The sequence below is a fragment of the Pantoea sp. USHLN256 genome (assembly GCF_037149875.1).
In the GTDB taxonomy this organism is placed as follows: Bacteria; Pseudomonadota; Gammaproteobacteria; order Enterobacterales; family Enterobacteriaceae; genus Pantoea; species Pantoea nemavictus.
Map to the genome: position 1 here is coordinate 968,828 of NZ_JBBCQO010000001.1, position 14,069 is coordinate 982,896.

Sequence of the window (14,069 nt, forward strand, 5' to 3'; positions counted from 1 at the left end):
CGAGAGAAGCCCGATGAGCTTGCTTTAGTTAGTGATTAGGGTGAGCGAAAGCAGCCAACGCACCTGTAACTTGAAGGTTGACGTGTATATAATGCGCCATGAACTTTCTCGCTCATCTTCACCTGGCGCAGCTGGCTAACAGCTCTCTGCTGGGCAATCTTATGGCCGACTTCGTGCGCGGCAACGTGCAGTCGCAATGGCCCGCGCCGGTGGTGGAGGGCATTGCGATGCATCGCCGCATCGACGTCCTGACCGATAATCTGCCCGAAGTGCGTATTGCACGTGAACTGTTTCGCCCCGAAACGCGCCGCGTGGCGCCCATCACCCTTGATGTGATTTGGGATCACTTCCTCGCGCTGCACTGGGAAAAATTCCACCCGACGCAATCGCTGGTGGCGTTCACTGCCGCAGCCGAACGCGACATCGTGCCGCAGCTGGCGGGCACGCCGGAAGGCTTTATTGAGCTGAATGCGGTGATGTGGCGCGAGCGCTGGTTTGAGCATTACGCCGAACCCACCCGGCTGGCGCGCGTGCTAAGCGGCATGGCGCATCGTCGTCCGCGTCTGGTCGCGTTACGCGATTCCTATCAGGATTTTGTTGATCACTATGATCGGCTAGAACCGCTGTTCTTCCAGTTCTATCCACGTCTGATGGCCGACGCGCGCGCGCAACAACTTTAGTCTCAGAGATTTCAAGACCCGTCTGTTGGACGGGAAAATTCCCATCCCCTACCCTGCGTGACCTTACACTTCGTTCACACCAGGGAAATCTCATGCAGCATTTTATTGCCAACTGGCTCGCAGAAGCCGGTCTTAATTACACGCACATCATGGCTTTGGGCATCGTGATTGCGATTATCTTTACCATCTCGCTTCTCACCCATGCAATTCTGCATCGCGCCATTTTGCCGCTATTGCGTCGTTACAGCGCAAACGGCAGTCGCCAGTGGCCGAAGGCGCTGATTAATAGCCGCCTGTTTAGCCGTAGCGTGTGGTTAATGCAGGGCGTGTTATTTAAATTACAAACCGAATTATTCCTGCATGACAGCAGCCAGCTCTACAGCGCACTGCTGATTTTCGCGCAGCTGTGGATGATGGTGTTTACCCTGCTGATGCTGTTTTCTCTGCTGGATTTGTTACAGCAGCTCAGTGTAAACAGCGTGCTGGCACAGCAATTGCCGTTGCGCGGTATCATTCAAAGCGTGAAATTGATCGCCGCCATTTTAATGGTGATCATGATTATCTCGCTGCTATTGGGCAAATCGCCCGGCGTCCTGATAACCGGACTCGGCGCGATGACTGCGGTGCTGATGCTGGTATTCAAAGATCCGATTCTCGGTCTGGTGGCCGGCATCCAGCTGGCTGCCAATAATATGCTGAAGATGAATGACTGGCTGGAGATGCCGAAATATGGCGCTGACGGTGCGGTGATCGACATTTCGCTGACTACGGTAAAAGTACGCAACTGGGATAACACCATCGTCACCATTCCCGCTTACGCGCTGATTTCAGACTCGTTTAAAAACTGGCGTGGGATGTCAGAATCCGGCGGACGCCGCATCAAACGCAGCATTCATATCGATACCACCAGCATCACCTTCCTCGACGATGCCATGATGCAGCAGTTGAAAAGTGCCCATTTACTGACGCCGTATCTGAACAGCAAAAGCGAGGAAGTTGCCGCATGGAATGCACAGCTGGGCTGTGATTTGGATTCACCACTCAATGGCCGCCGCTTAACCAACGTCGGCACCTTCCGCGTCTGGTTACAAAGCTGGCTGGAGCAACATCCGCGCATTCATAAGGAGATGACGTTGATGGTGCGTCAATTAGCGCCGGGTGAAAACGGCCTGCCGCTGGAAGTGTATGTTTTCACTAGCACCACGGTGTGGAAAGAGTATGAAAATATTCAGTCAGATATCTTCGACCATATTTACGCCGTACTGCCAACCTTTGGTCTGCGCGTCCATCAATCGCCAACCGGCAATGATATGCGCCAAATCGGCGTGAGAACCCGCCGCTAATCCTCCTTGCCGCTTTAGCCGCCAGTGAACATAAAAATTCGCTGGCTGGCCTTCTCCTCCTCTTGTCAGCCGCAGTCATCTGCGGCTTAATGAAGCCTTTCTTAACTTTTGTTAAGTCTGTCACACAGCCAATGCGCCATTTTGGGCGTCTGTTGTTGCTTCTACGGTCGGAAAATCATAAGAGGGAAAGATGTCATCAGCCACGCTAACCGAACTCGACGCACGCTATCACTTCGCCTGCGATGTCGCGAAAACCGCCGCCAGCCGCGCGCTATCCTGGTACCAGCAACGCCATCAGTTAGTCATTGAGCATAAAAAGGATCTGCAGGATGTGGTTAGCGAGGCGGATCGCAACGTTGAGCAGTTAGTCAAACATCTGATCCATGAGCGCTTTCCTGATGATGCGGTGCTGGGCGAAGAGAGCGGCGGCGCGACCAGCGGCGCGCGTTTTATCTGGGTGATCGATCCGATCGATGGCACCAGCAGCTTTATTAATGGCCTGCACACCTGGTGCGTTTCGCTGGCAATTGTCTGTGAAAACGAAGCGGTGATTGGTGTGGTATGCGATCCCAACCACCATGAAACCTTCCACGCCTGCCGCGGCAAAGGTGCGTGGGTCAATGACAAACGCATCCAGGCGCATAGCGCACAGCAGCTCGATCAAGGCGTGCTCGGCCTCAGCAGTTCCAATAGCCAACCTATTGAGCCACTTACCGCCTTTATTGGCGCGTTACTGGCGCAGGGCGGCATGTTTATTCGCAATGGTTCGGGTGCCTTAATGAGCGCCTGGGCGGCCGCCGGTCGACTGATCGGTTATTACGAAGCGCATATGAATCCGTGGGATGGCTTGCCGGGCATTGTACTGATGCGCGAAGCAGGCGGCATCACTAACGATTATCTCACCCATCACGGCCTGCAGAACGGTAATCCAGTGCTGCTGGCGAATGCCGTGATTTATCCACAATTGAAAGCGCTGCTGCCCGCGCACCTGCCGTTATGATTGCTCGCCTGTTTATCGCTAGCCTGCTGTGGCTGCTAAACGCACCGGTTCACGCCGAAGATCGCTATCAGCTGGAAAAAGTGGTGGAGATTAGCCGCCACGGCGTGCGTCCGCCAACGCCGGGTAATCGTAAAGAGATCGAAGCGGCGACGGAACGCGCCTGGCCGCGCTGGAATACCGCCGATGGTGAGTTGACCGGCCACGGTTATGCGGCGGTGGTCAATAAAGGCCGCTGGCAAGGCGAACATTATCGCCAGCTCGGTCTGTTACGCGCCGGTTGCCCCACTGCCGGAGAGATTTACGTGCGCGCCAGCCCGCTACAGCGCACGCGTGCCACCGCCGCAGCGCTGGTGGACGGCGCCTTCCCCGGCTGCGGTGTGCAGGTCCACTCGGTTGAGGGCGATGTCGATCCGTTGTTCCAGAGTGACAAACTGCCGTTTGCGCAGCTCGATCCGGCGCAGGAAAACGCGGCCATATCTGCCAAAGCGGGCAATCTGGCTGAGCTACAACATGATTTACAGCCGGAAATTCAGCAGTTGAAGCAAGCGGTGTGCACTGCCGACTGCGCCTTTTTCGATCGTCCGTGGCAGCTCAAGCAGACTAAAAGCGGCCATACCTATGTGCAGGGCCTGAGCGTGCTGGCCAGCATGGTAGAAACGCTGCGGCTTGGCTGGAGCGAAAACCTGCCGCTTAGCCAGCTGGCATGGGGAAATATTACCTCCGCACAACAGATTAGCGCCCTGCTGCCGCTGCTCACCGCCAACTACGATCTCAGTAATGATGTTGCTTATATTGCGCAAAGGCGCGGTTCAATACTGCTGGATGCGGTAGTTAAAGGTTTAGACAACAGCGCTGACTCACCCGACGCGCGCTGGCTACTGCTGGTGGCACACGACACCAATATCGCCATGCTACGCACGCTGATCAATTTTAGCTGGCAGTTGCCGGGCTATGCCCGCGGCAATATTCCACCCGGCAGCAGTCTGGTGTTTGAACGCTGGCGCGATACCACCAGCAACGCGCGCTTCCTGCGCGTCTATTTCCAGGCACAAAGCCTGGATGATCTGCGCCATCTCACACCGATCGATCAAACCCATGCGCTATTGCGTGAAGAGTGGCATCAGCAAAATTGTCGCGTAACCGATGTTGGCACGCTGTGTCCTTATCAATCGACGCTACAGCAGTTTAATCAGTCTATCGATCATCACGCGTTAACCTCAATAACGTATCCCCAATTCTAAGAATTATTGCACCTGAGGTTAAGCTCGATAAGTAATGCGGGCTTAACTTTCAGGTAAAATTACTTACGTCGTTCTTGAGTAATAACCTATTGCAAGCTGAGACTTGTCTCCTTTTTTCAATCAACATCCCGAATCGGTTAGAAATGGGATATGCTGCATCCGTCAAACATCCCTTAGTAATACTCATTTTCTCCTTTTTGCAGTTTTTTTCGGCGACAGGACGCGCCGATTTATTTTTAAACGAACTTCATTCTTCTAAACCTAAATATTAATACTAACGTGGATTCGTATTATGACTGCGACTACCTCTCACCGCTATCGTGCGGATATTGACGGCCTGCGCGCCGTCGCTATTATATTGGTTGTTCTGTTCCACTCTGGCATCACTACGCTGCATGGCGGCTTTATTGGCGTCGATCTGTTTTTTGTTATTTCTGGTTTTTTAATTGGCGGCATCATTAGCAAGGAAATATCTGAAGGACGCTTCTCGTTTTATCAATTCTATTTACGCCGTATTCGCCGCATTGCACCAGCGCTGTTTTTTATGATGGCGATATTACTGCTGCTTGGCTTTATTCTGCTTTCACCGCTGGAGTTCAGCCAGCTGGCGAAATACAGCGTGGCGGTATTTATCTCGGTTCCCAATATGTTATTGCTGAAAAGCGGTGACTATTTTAGCAGTGATTCCGATCTCAACCCGCTGTTGATGACCTGGTCGCTCGGCATCGAAGAACAGTTCTATATCGTGCTGCCGTTTATTCTGCTGCTGGCAGCTCGCCTGAAACGCTCCATGGCGGGTGTGGTGCTGGTATTGAGCCTTATTTCACTGGCGGCCTGCATCTGGCTGACGCCTTTTGCCAGCACGCATGCCTTCTATCTGCTGCCGACACGTGCCTGGGAATTGGGGGCTGGCGTGCTGCTGGCGTTATGGAAACCGCAGCCCCTCGAAGGACGCTGCGCCAATTGGCTCAATGTGATCGGCTGGCAGCTGATCGTTGCCGCCAGCCTACTGCTGAGCAAAGAAGATAGCTTTCCCGGCTGGCTGGCGCTTATTCCAGTCATCGCAGCGTGTTTAATGATTGGCGCACGCGGTGAACTGAACCAGCGGCTGCTGGAAAACGCGCCGATGCGCTTTATCGGCAAGATCTCCTACTCATGGTATCTGTGGCATTGGCCACTGCTCAGCCTGGCACGCATCTGTAGCGATCACCCGCTCACCGCGTGGCAGGGATTGACCATCAGCGGCGTGGCATTGGCGATTGCCTGGCTGTCATGGCGGTTCGTCGAGCAGCCATTCCGTCAGGCTGGCAACCGCACGCGCTGGGTGATTCCGGGTTATTGCGCCTCCTCTGTCGTTGCTGCCGGCGCGATGGTGCTGCTATGGCAAACCGGCGGCATGAAATCACGAGTGAGTGAGATGGTGGTGAATGGCGAATCATGGAAGATTTCGGCACAACGCAATCCGTGTCTGCTGGATTACGGTGCCAATTTCCCGTCGCTGAATGCAGAGTGCCATCCCGTAACCGATCGTCCCGGTATCGCGTTGATTGGCGATAGCCACGCCGCCGCGTTACGTACCTCAGTGGCAGGATACGCGCTGCGACAACACAAGCCGCTGTTTCAACTTACCAAAGCCTCATGCCCATTCCTGATTGGCGCCACGCGCGTGGTGAGCCAAATGCCCAAACATACGCAGCAGTGCATCAACTTTAACCAGCAGGTGCTGAAGATGGTGCTGAGCGACAAGATTGATGAGGTGGTGATCAGCGCCTATTGGGCTTCTGGCATGAGTCTGTTACCCGGCGCCGGCTTTACCGCGCTCGATCATCCAGAGAAAAGCAATCTGGAAGCGCTCAAATTTGGTATGGATCAGGTGCTGGCACAGCTGCGTCAGGCAGGAAAAAAGGTTACGGTGATTGAAGATGCGCCATCGGTAGATGTCGATCCATTACGCTTCAGCAATAACCGTAATATGCCGATTCGTCGTGAGCTGAGTGCCTGGCTCGGGAAATGGGAGGCGCCGCCGCTATTGAGCGAACGCACCAAACTGTTCCAGTTCCCGGAAGAAGCGGTTGAGACGTTGTTGAAAAGCTATCAGCAGCAAGGCGTGCGCGTACTGTCGCTGCGCGACAATCTGTGCAATCAACAAGGTTGTATGATCACCAGCGAAGGCCTGCCGCTCTATTACGACAATAATCACCTAAGCCCATTTGGTGGCGAGATTGCGCTAGGGAAGAGTTGGTAACACATGCATGACGTGATGCCAGCCAGCTTCGCCGGGTTGCAGGTGCGCATAAGCGCGCACCTGCATTAGCTGCATCAGCTGCATCAGCTGTTACGCTTTTTCACCAGCGGCCACGCCAGCAACAGCAGCGCAATCCACGCAAAGCCCACGTACAGCGACACGCGGGTATCCGGGAAGTAACCAATCAATCCGATGATGAACGCCAGGAACAGCACGCCGAACCACGCGGTCGCGCTGCCGCCCGGCATAGCAAACTGCAACTTACCGGCTTCCTGTTTGCCAATCTTGCGGCGGAACGCAATCTGCGACAGCAGAATCATGATCCACACCCAAACGGTGGCAAAGGTGGCCAATGAGGCGATGACCAGGAACACTTTTTCCGGCATCAGGTAGTTGAGATATACCGCGATCAGCATCGCCAGCATCATCACTAAAACCGTCACCCACGGAATGCCGCGATTGGATACCTTCTGGAACACTTTCGGCGCATGGCCCTGCTGCGCCATACCGTGCAACATACGGCCCACACCAAACACATCGCTGTTAATCGCCGACAACGAAGCCGTCAGCACCACGAAGTTAAGGATCGATGCCGCCGCGGCAATGCCTAAATGCTGGAAAGTGAGTACGAACGGGCTGCCGGACGTCCCCACCTGGTTCCACGGATAGATCGACATAATCACGAACAGCGTACCGACGTAGAACACCAGAATACGCATCGGCACTGAGTTGATAGCACGCGGAATGGAGGTCTTCGGATCTTCGGCTTCACCGGCAGTAATACCGATAATCTCAATGCCGCCATAGGCAAACATCACCATCTGCAGCGAAAGCAGCATGCCGACAATGCCGTGCGCGAAGAAGCCACCGTTGGTCCACAGATTGTGAATGCCCGTCGGTTGTCCACCGTTGCCGATGCCCCAGAAAATCATGCCGAAGCCGGCGATGATCATGATGATGATGGTGGCGACTTTGAAGAAGGAGAACCAAAACTCCACTTCGCCAAACACCTTCACGCTCATCAGGTTGATGGCACCGATTATCAGCACCACGCTCAGCACCCAAATCCAGTGCGGCACCTCAGGGAACCACACACCCATATAGATACCAAACGCCGTCACGTCGGCAATGGCCACAATCAGGATTTCAAAACAGTAGGTCCAGCCGGTGATGTAACCTGCCAGCGGGCCGAGATAATCCTGCGCATAGCGCGAGAATGAGCTGGCCTGTGGATTGTTAACCGACATCTCACCCAGCGCACGCATGATGATGTATGCCACCGCACCGCCGATGATGTACGCCAGCAGCACGCTGGGGCCTGCCATTCTAATGGCATCGGCTGAGCCATAAAACAGCCCGGTTCCAATCGCCGATCCCAGCGCCATAAAACGGATGTGGCGCGTGCTCAGTCCGCGTTTGAGCTTATTGGTTTCTTGCATAACACTCAGTACCTTGAAAATGAAAAACCACGGGCAAGCCCGTGGTCGGAATTAACAGCAGTATCGCTTACTGATGCACAGCGACCTGTTCACGTCCTTTTGCCCGATCCACCACCGCGGCAATCACCAGCATCGCCAGCGATGGCGGCAACCAGGAGAGTCCCTGATCGGCCAGCGGCAGATGCTGACTGAACAGCGGCAGCACATCTTTAAAGCTGGTGGTTTTGATGGCGTCTACGATACCAAACAGCAGGCTAACCAGCATGGTTGGCGCGATGATACGCGAGCTTTTGTTCCAGAACTTCAGGGTAAAGCTCAGCACCACCAGCACGATGCACGGCGGATAAATCGCCGTCAGCACTGGAATCGAGATCTGAATCAGATGGCTCAGGCCGAGATTCGACACCACCATTGAGAACAGACCCAGAATAAACACCAGCGCTTTATACGACAGCGGCAGGTATTGCGCAAAGAATTCCGCACAGGCGCAGGTCAGGCCAACCGCTGTCACCATGCAGGCCACAAAAATCAGCGCCGCAAGGAAGAAGCTGCCCATGCCGCCGAAGGTCTGCTGCACATAAGCATGCAGAATCTCGGCACCGTTGGCGCTCTGTGCCACCAATGCACCGCTGTCATTGCCCAGTTTGAACAACGTCAGGTAGATCAGCGTCAAGCCCACTCCGGCGATGATACCGGCCAGCATGGTGTAGCGCGTCAGCAATTTCGCATCTTCCACACCGCGTGAACGCGCTGCGTTAACGATGACGATACCGAACACCAGGGCACCCAGCGTATCCATGGTTAAGTAACCATTGACGAAACCGCTAGAGAAGGCCGCACGCTGATACTCATCGGTTGCCGGCGACACGCCGCCAGCCGGCCAGATCAGCACGGCCACGCCGAGCACAATCAGCGCAAAAATTTTCAGCGGTGCGAGGAAATGGCCTACGGTATCCAGCAGTTTGCCCGGATAAAGGGAGATGCCGATCACCAGCGCGAAGTAAATCAGGCTGTAGATAAACAGCGGCAGCGCGCCATCACCGGTCAGCGGGGCAATGCCCACGGCGAAGGAGACGGTTGCGGTACGCGGCGTGGCAAACAGCGGGCCAACAGCCAGGTAGCAGACGGTTGCCAGTAGCAAACCGGCGGCTTTGCCAATCGGTGAGCTCAACGCATCAATACCGCCGCCGACGCGTGCCAGCGCGATAACGGTGATCACCGGCAGACCAACAGCCGTAATCAGGAAGCCGAATGCAGCCACCCAAACGTGTTCGCCAGACTGAATGCCCACCATCGGTGGGAAGATAATGTTTCCTGCGCCAACGAACAGGGCAAACGTCATAAAGCCCAGCGCCAGGATATCCTTCGAGGTTAAACGATGTGTCATAAACTTCTGTACTGCCTGTAGCTGATGTTGCGGTGGAAGTTGGGTTCGTGTTGTCCTCTGGATGCGCTAAAACAAGGGCTTATCAGGCAAGCCCAGCGGGTTATGCGGGCCAAATCGCTAAAGCGCAGGTGATTTAAACTACTTTTCTTCTGTTCGCAGAGGGATAAATCGACAACGGCGCAAATTAGAACGTTTATAGCGAAGAAAGGCAATACAGGATCGGAAAACCAGAAGGATATAACAGGATAGCGGGATAAAGCAGTGAATCACGGCGGAATAGCGGGCAAACACCTCAGATGATTTGCTAAAAGTTTCCTCAGCACGAGAGATCTCTTTGCATGATCTGGCCTGAAGATGCACAAAAGGCGCGATTTACGCGCCTGTTTGTTCAGGTTTACAGCATTACCAGACGGTTCTTGCTATCTCTACCACCAGACGAATCTTCTGCCACTGCTGCTCTTCGCTCAGGCTGTTGCCCTCTTCGGTGGAGGCAAAGCCACACTGCGGGCTCAGGCAAATTTGATCGAGACTCACGTACTGCGCAGCTTCCTGCAGACGAGCTTTAACCTGCTCCGCATCTTCCAGCTCACCGGTTTTAGTGGTGATCAGACCCAGCACCACCTGCTGATGACCCGGCTTAAGGAAGCGCAGCGGCTCGAAGCCACCTGAGCGCTCGTTGTCGTACTCAAGGTAGAAGGCGTCGATATTCACGCCGCCAAACAGCACTTCCGCAACCGGCTCATAGCCACCTTCGGAAATCCAGGTAGAACGGAAGTTACCGCGACACACATGCAGACCCACGGTCAGATCGGCAGGTTTCCCCTCCAGCGCCGTATTCAGCACCTCAGCATAGATGCGCGCCAGTTCCTGCGGATCTTCGCCACGCTCGCGGATCTGCTGCTGCTGATCGCTTGAGCACAGGTAGGCCCACACCGTGTCATCCAGTTGCAGATAGCGGCAGCCCGCATCATAAAACGCCTTGATGGCGTCTTTATAGGTTTGCGCCAGATCGGCAAAATACGCTTTCAGATCGGGATAAACCGTCGCATCAATCACCTTACGGCCACCGCGGAAGTGCAGCACGCTTGGGCTTGGAATCGTCATCTTCGCCACCGCATCACCGGCAATGCTTTGCAGGAAGCGGAAGTGATCGAGCATCGGGTGATTCGGGTTGAAGGCCACTTTACCCGTGACTTTCACGCCGTGCGCTTTGGTCTGTACGCCGTTGAACTGAATGCCCTGATCGGCTTCGAACAGCTCTACGCCATGCAGATCGCCGAAGAAATCGAAGTGCCACCAGGCACGACGGAACTCACCATCGGTAACGATCTGCAGACCGTTGGCGCGCTGCTGCTCGACAACGTGACGGATTTCGCGATCTTCAACCTGACGCAGCTGGTCAGCATTGATATCGCCTTTCGCGAACTGCTCGCGCGCCTGTTTAATGGCGGCGGGACGCAGGAAACTGCCAACGGTATCGGCACGGAATGGGGAATGACGTGACATCTTCTCTCCTGGCTGAGCGCATAGTTGCGTCAGGGTATAATTTCGGCTGGTTATTTTTAGCCATCTGGATGGCTATATGTCCGAGAAGAATGCCACGCTGTTACCTCTTCGGCAATAGAAGAAAATTCAGCTCACATGAAGGAATTTCATGATCAGATGCACGTTCTTCAATTTCCCTCAATGGCGGCACGCGCTTGTGCCATCTGGTTATCCGATAACGGGAGATAACCGGCTTCGCTCACCCGTCGCTGTCCCTGAGGCGACAGCACCTGATGCAGGAAAGCACTGACCAGCGGCGGCAACGGTTTGCCGGGCGCTTTGTTGACGTAGATATAGAGTGGACGCGACCAGGGATAGCGGCCACTGCGGATCGATTCGGCATCCGGCATCACGCTGTCGCCGTCTGCTGTCACCACCGGCAGCATCTTCACCCCGCTGAGATGAAAGCCAAAACTGGCGTAACCGATGCTGTTAGGCGTGGCGGCAACCGCTTGTACCACCGCAGCAGAACCTGGGAATTCGGCGACGTCGGCACGGAAATCGCCTTTACACAGCGCCTGCTGCTTAAAGAAGCCCCATGTTCCCGACGCCGAGTTGCGGCCATAGCGCTGAATGCTGCGCGTCGCCCACTGGCTAGCCTTCAGGCCAAGATCGCCCCAATGCTGCGGCACCTGCTGCGCGCCACACAGCCGGGTAATGGAAAACAGAGCATCGAGTTGTTGCGGCGCGATGCGCGGCAGCGGATTGTCCTGATTGACCACCACCACCAGCGCATCCATCGCCACCGGCACCGCCAGCGGCGGATAGCCGTAGCGGGCGATAAAGAGTTGACGTTCGTCGATCTGCATCGGGCGGCTCATCGCGCCCAGTTGCGCGGCACCGGCCGCCAGTGCGGTGGGTGCGGTTGAGGATCCCGCCGCCTGTACCTGAACATTAACGCCCGGTGACTGGCGGCTGAAATCCTCGCCCCACAAGGTCATCAAATAACCCAGCGTATCCGAGCCGACGCTGCTCAAATTGCCGGTCAGCATAGTTTGTTGGCCGTGCGCTAGAGCAGAGCAAAGCAGCAAGCAGGAGAGCAACAGCGATTTCATCAGTGATTCCGCAATTCATTAAGACGTCTATTCTGTCGCGGCACGATTTATCGCGCAATAAATTGCGCCGCTACGTCGTGCAAACCTTAGTTAACTCGCTCTTGAATCACATTAGCCACAATCAACCGTGGCGGCAGAAGAAAACTGAAACAGGTTTCCTGATGCGGCACGCTGGTGATCTCCAACCGCGCGTTGTGATGGCCAAGCGCATGCTTCACAATCGCCAGCCCCAATCCGCTGCCGCCGGTGGCGCGTGAGCGCGCTTTATCTACCCGATAGAAGCGTTCGGTCAGGCGCGGCAAGTGCTGCTCGCTGATGCCGGGTCCGTCATCACACACTTTAAACTGCGCGCCTTGTTGGGTGCGCAGCCAGCTGATGTCGATGCGCGTGCCCTCCGGCGTGTGATTCACCGCGTTGTAAACCAGGTTGGAAATGGCGCTGCGCAGCTGTTCATCATTGCCGAACACTTTGAGATGCGGATCGGTATGGAAATGGATGGTGTGGCGTCCCTGGCTCAGGGTTTCCGCTTCACGCTGCAGCAGCAGCAGCATGCCCGGTACATCCACCGTCTCTTTCAGGTCGATGGCCGGTGCCGCTTCGATACGCGACAAAGTCAGCAGTTGCTTCACCAGGCTGTCCATGCGCCGCGTCTGCTCCTGCATGGTGTGCAACGCTTTACTGCGCGTGCGCTCGTTCATCACCGAATCATCCATCATTTCCAGATAACCCTGCAGCACGGTGAGCGGCGTGCGCAGTTCATGACTGACGTTGGCGAAGAAATTACGTCGCGCGCCTTCTAGCTGGTGCATCTGGGTGACATCACGCGCCACCATCAGCCACTGCCCTTCGCTGTAAGGCATGACGCGGAATTCCATATGATGCTGATTATTGAGGATCTGCGTTAGCGGCGTATCAAATTTACGCTGGCGGATATAGCGGGAGAATTCAGGATAACGCAGTAAGTTCAGGATGTTCTGGCCGTTATCCTCCGGCCAGCGCAAGCCGAGATGCTGCTGCGCCAAACCATTACACCAGAAAATGGTGCCCTCTTCGGTGGTCAGCACCACCGCATCCGGCAGCGATTCAGCGCCGCTGCGGAAACGTTTGATCAGATTGCCCAGCTCCCGGCGACGGCGCCGATTGCGCAGCTGCATCTGATACAAACCGTAAAACAGCGGTTCCCAGCTGCCGCGTCCGGTTGGCGGCGTCATCGAACGATCGACCCACAGCCAGTGCGACAGACGCATCAGGTTTTTGAAGTGCCAAAACATCACACCGGTCACCGCAATCAGCAGCAACCACGGCAGATAGCCGAACAACATACCGAGCACCAGCGCAAGTAAACAGACCAGCGCCAGCTCGGTCAACAGTCTCTTCCAGGAGAGTCGTTCCAGCACGGTAAAAACTCCGTTTACGATTAGTAGCGGGCAGAGAAACGATACCCTGTTCCGCGAACGGTTTGAACCATGCGATCGTGGCCGGTCAGCTCCAGCGCTTTGCGTAAACGGCGAATATGCACGTCAACGGTGCGATCTTCGACATACACATTGGTGCCCCAGACGTGGTTCAGCAGCTGCTCGCGGCTGTAAACACGTTCCGGATGCGTCATAAAGAAGTGCAGCAATTTATATTCGGTCGGCCCCATCTCCAGCGGTGTGGTTTCGGACATAACGCGATGCGACGAAGGATCGAGGCTCAAACCCTGCATCTCAATCACCTCTTCCACCGCCATCGGTGAAATACGGCGCATCACCGCTTTAATGCGTGCCATCAGCTCTTTTGGCGAAAATGGCTTGGTAATGTAATCATCCGCGCCCACTTCCAGACCGCGTACGCGATCCTCTTCTTCACCGCGCGCCGTCAGCATCATCACCGGGATGTCGCGCGTCATGGCTTCGCGCTTCAAATGCTTGATAAACTGAATCCCGCTGCCACCGGGCAACATCCAGTCCAGCAGAATTAAATCAGGCCAGGGTTCGATCAGCTTACCAATCGCGCTGTCATAATCTTCCGCCTCAATAGGCTGGTAATCATTCTGTTCCAGCACGAAACATAACATTTCACGGATGGGAGCTTCGTCTTCCACAACCAAAATGCGCTTAGCCATTGTAACTCCTGCTAGTGTGACACCGTG

11 protein-coding genes are annotated in these 14,069 nt (G+C 55.2%); 5 read left to right on the forward strand and 6 right to left on the reverse strand.

Annotated elements, in window-relative coordinates:
* The first annotated feature begins 98 nt into the window (after nucleotides 1-98).
* The 5 genes from WFL93_RS04635 (at nucleotide 99) to WFL93_RS04655 (ending at nucleotide 6,509) form a co-directional block, all read left to right on the forward strand.
* Entirely contained in the window at nucleotides 99-680 is a 582-nt protein-coding gene (locus WFL93_RS04635) for an ACP phosphodiesterase (RefSeq protein ID WP_007887024.1), read from the forward strand.
* A gap of 92 nt (nucleotides 681-772) precedes the next feature.
* Nucleotides 773-2,023, forward strand: coding sequence for a mechanosensitive ion channel family protein (locus tag WFL93_RS04640; RefSeq protein WP_336777347.1), 1,251 nt, complete (start codon nucleotides 773-775; stop codon nucleotides 2,021-2,023).
* Nucleotides 2,024-2,213: 190 nt separating this feature from the next.
* Nucleotides 2,214-3,023: an inositol monophosphatase family protein gene (locus WFL93_RS04645; protein ID WP_007887028.1), complete on the forward strand. Its 810-nt coding sequence runs from the start codon at nucleotides 2,214-2,216 to the stop codon at nucleotides 3,021-3,023.
* Nucleotides 3,020-4,264 carry a histidine-type phosphatase gene (locus WFL93_RS04650; RefSeq protein ID WP_336777348.1) on the forward strand — a complete coding sequence of 415 codons (1,245 nt, stop codon included), beginning with the start codon at nucleotides 3,020-3,022 and terminating at the stop codon, nucleotides 4,262-4,264. The genes WFL93_RS04645 and WFL93_RS04650 overlap by 4 nt, the downstream gene beginning before the upstream one ends.
* A gap of 292 nt (nucleotides 4,265-4,556) precedes the next feature.
* Nucleotides 4,557-6,509, forward strand: coding sequence for an acyltransferase family protein (locus WFL93_RS04655; protein WP_336777349.1), 1,953 nt, complete (start codon nucleotides 4,557-4,559; stop codon nucleotides 6,507-6,509).
* Nucleotides 6,510-6,592: 83 nt separating this feature from the next.
* Here WFL93_RS04655 and proY read toward each other — a convergent pair whose 3' ends face one another.
* From proY to phoB, 6 genes are all read right to left on the reverse strand, one after another.
* Nucleotides 6,593-7,948: a proline-specific permease ProY gene (proY, locus tag WFL93_RS04660; protein ID WP_007887034.1), complete on the reverse strand. Its 1,356-nt coding sequence runs from the start codon at nucleotides 7,946-7,948 to the stop codon at nucleotides 6,593-6,595.
* A gap of 67 nt (nucleotides 7,949-8,015) precedes the next feature.
* Entirely contained in the window at nucleotides 8,016-9,335 is a 1,320-nt protein-coding gene (gene brnQ / locus WFL93_RS04665) for a branched-chain amino acid transporter carrier protein BrnQ (RefSeq protein ID WP_007887035.1), read from the reverse strand.
* A gap of 402 nt (nucleotides 9,336-9,737) precedes the next feature.
* A complete protein-coding gene (locus WFL93_RS04670) occupies nucleotides 9,738-10,841 on the reverse strand; it encodes a cobalamin-independent methionine synthase II family protein (protein WP_007887036.1) in 1,104 nt (367 codons plus the stop codon).
* A 167-nt stretch (nucleotides 10,842-11,008) separates the two neighbouring features.
* Nucleotides 11,009-11,935, reverse strand: coding sequence for a PstS family phosphate ABC transporter substrate-binding protein (locus tag WFL93_RS04675; RefSeq protein ID WP_007887037.1), 927 nt, complete (start codon nucleotides 11,933-11,935; stop codon nucleotides 11,009-11,011).
* An 86-nt stretch (nucleotides 11,936-12,021) separates the two neighbouring features.
* Nucleotides 12,022-13,332: a phosphate regulon sensor histidine kinase PhoR gene (gene phoR / locus WFL93_RS04680; protein WP_336777350.1), complete on the reverse strand. Its 1,311-nt coding sequence runs from the start codon at nucleotides 13,330-13,332 to the stop codon at nucleotides 12,022-12,024.
* A gap of 20 nt (nucleotides 13,333-13,352) precedes the next feature.
* On the reverse strand, nucleotides 13,353-14,042 hold the full coding sequence (gene phoB / locus WFL93_RS04685) for a phosphate response regulator transcription factor PhoB (protein ID WP_007887040.1): 690 nt from the start codon (nucleotides 14,040-14,042) through the stop codon (nucleotides 13,353-13,355).
* Nucleotides 14,043-14,069 lie beyond the last annotated feature (27 nt).

Excerpts from the sequence above, each read along its gene's own strand:
- proY (WP_007887034.1), bottom strand. The coding sequence starts at position 7,948 with ATGCAAGAAACCAATAAGCTCAAACGCGGACTGAGCACGCGCCACATC.
- WFL93_RS04650 (WP_336777348.1), top strand. The coding sequence starts at position 3,020 with ATGATTGCTCGCCTGTTTATCGCTAGCCTGCTGTGGCTGCTAAACGCA.
- WFL93_RS04645 (WP_007887028.1), top strand. The coding sequence starts at position 2,214 with ATGTCATCAGCCACGCTAACCGAACTCGACGCACGCTATCACTTCGCC.
- WFL93_RS04640 (WP_336777347.1), top strand. The coding sequence starts at position 773 with ATGCAGCATTTTATTGCCAACTGGCTCGCAGAAGCCGGTCTTAATTAC.
- WFL93_RS04655 (WP_336777349.1), top strand. The coding sequence starts at position 4,557 with ATGACTGCGACTACCTCTCACCGCTATCGTGCGGATATTGACGGCCTG.
- WFL93_RS04635 (WP_007887024.1), top strand. The coding sequence starts at position 99 with ATGAACTTTCTCGCTCATCTTCACCTGGCGCAGCTGGCTAACAGCTCT.
- WFL93_RS04675 (WP_007887037.1), bottom strand. The coding sequence starts at position 11,935 with ATGAAATCGCTGTTGCTCTCCTGCTTGCTGCTTTGCTCTGCTCTAGCG.
- phoB (WP_007887040.1), bottom strand. The coding sequence starts at position 14,042 with ATGGCTAAGCGCATTTTGGTTGTGGAAGACGAAGCTCCCATCCGTGAA.
- WFL93_RS04670 (WP_007887036.1), bottom strand. The coding sequence starts at position 10,841 with ATGTCACGTCATTCCCCATTCCGTGCCGATACCGTTGGCAGTTTCCTG.
- brnQ (WP_007887035.1), bottom strand. The coding sequence starts at position 9,335 with ATGACACATCGTTTAACCTCGAAGGATATCCTGGCGCTGGGCTTTATG.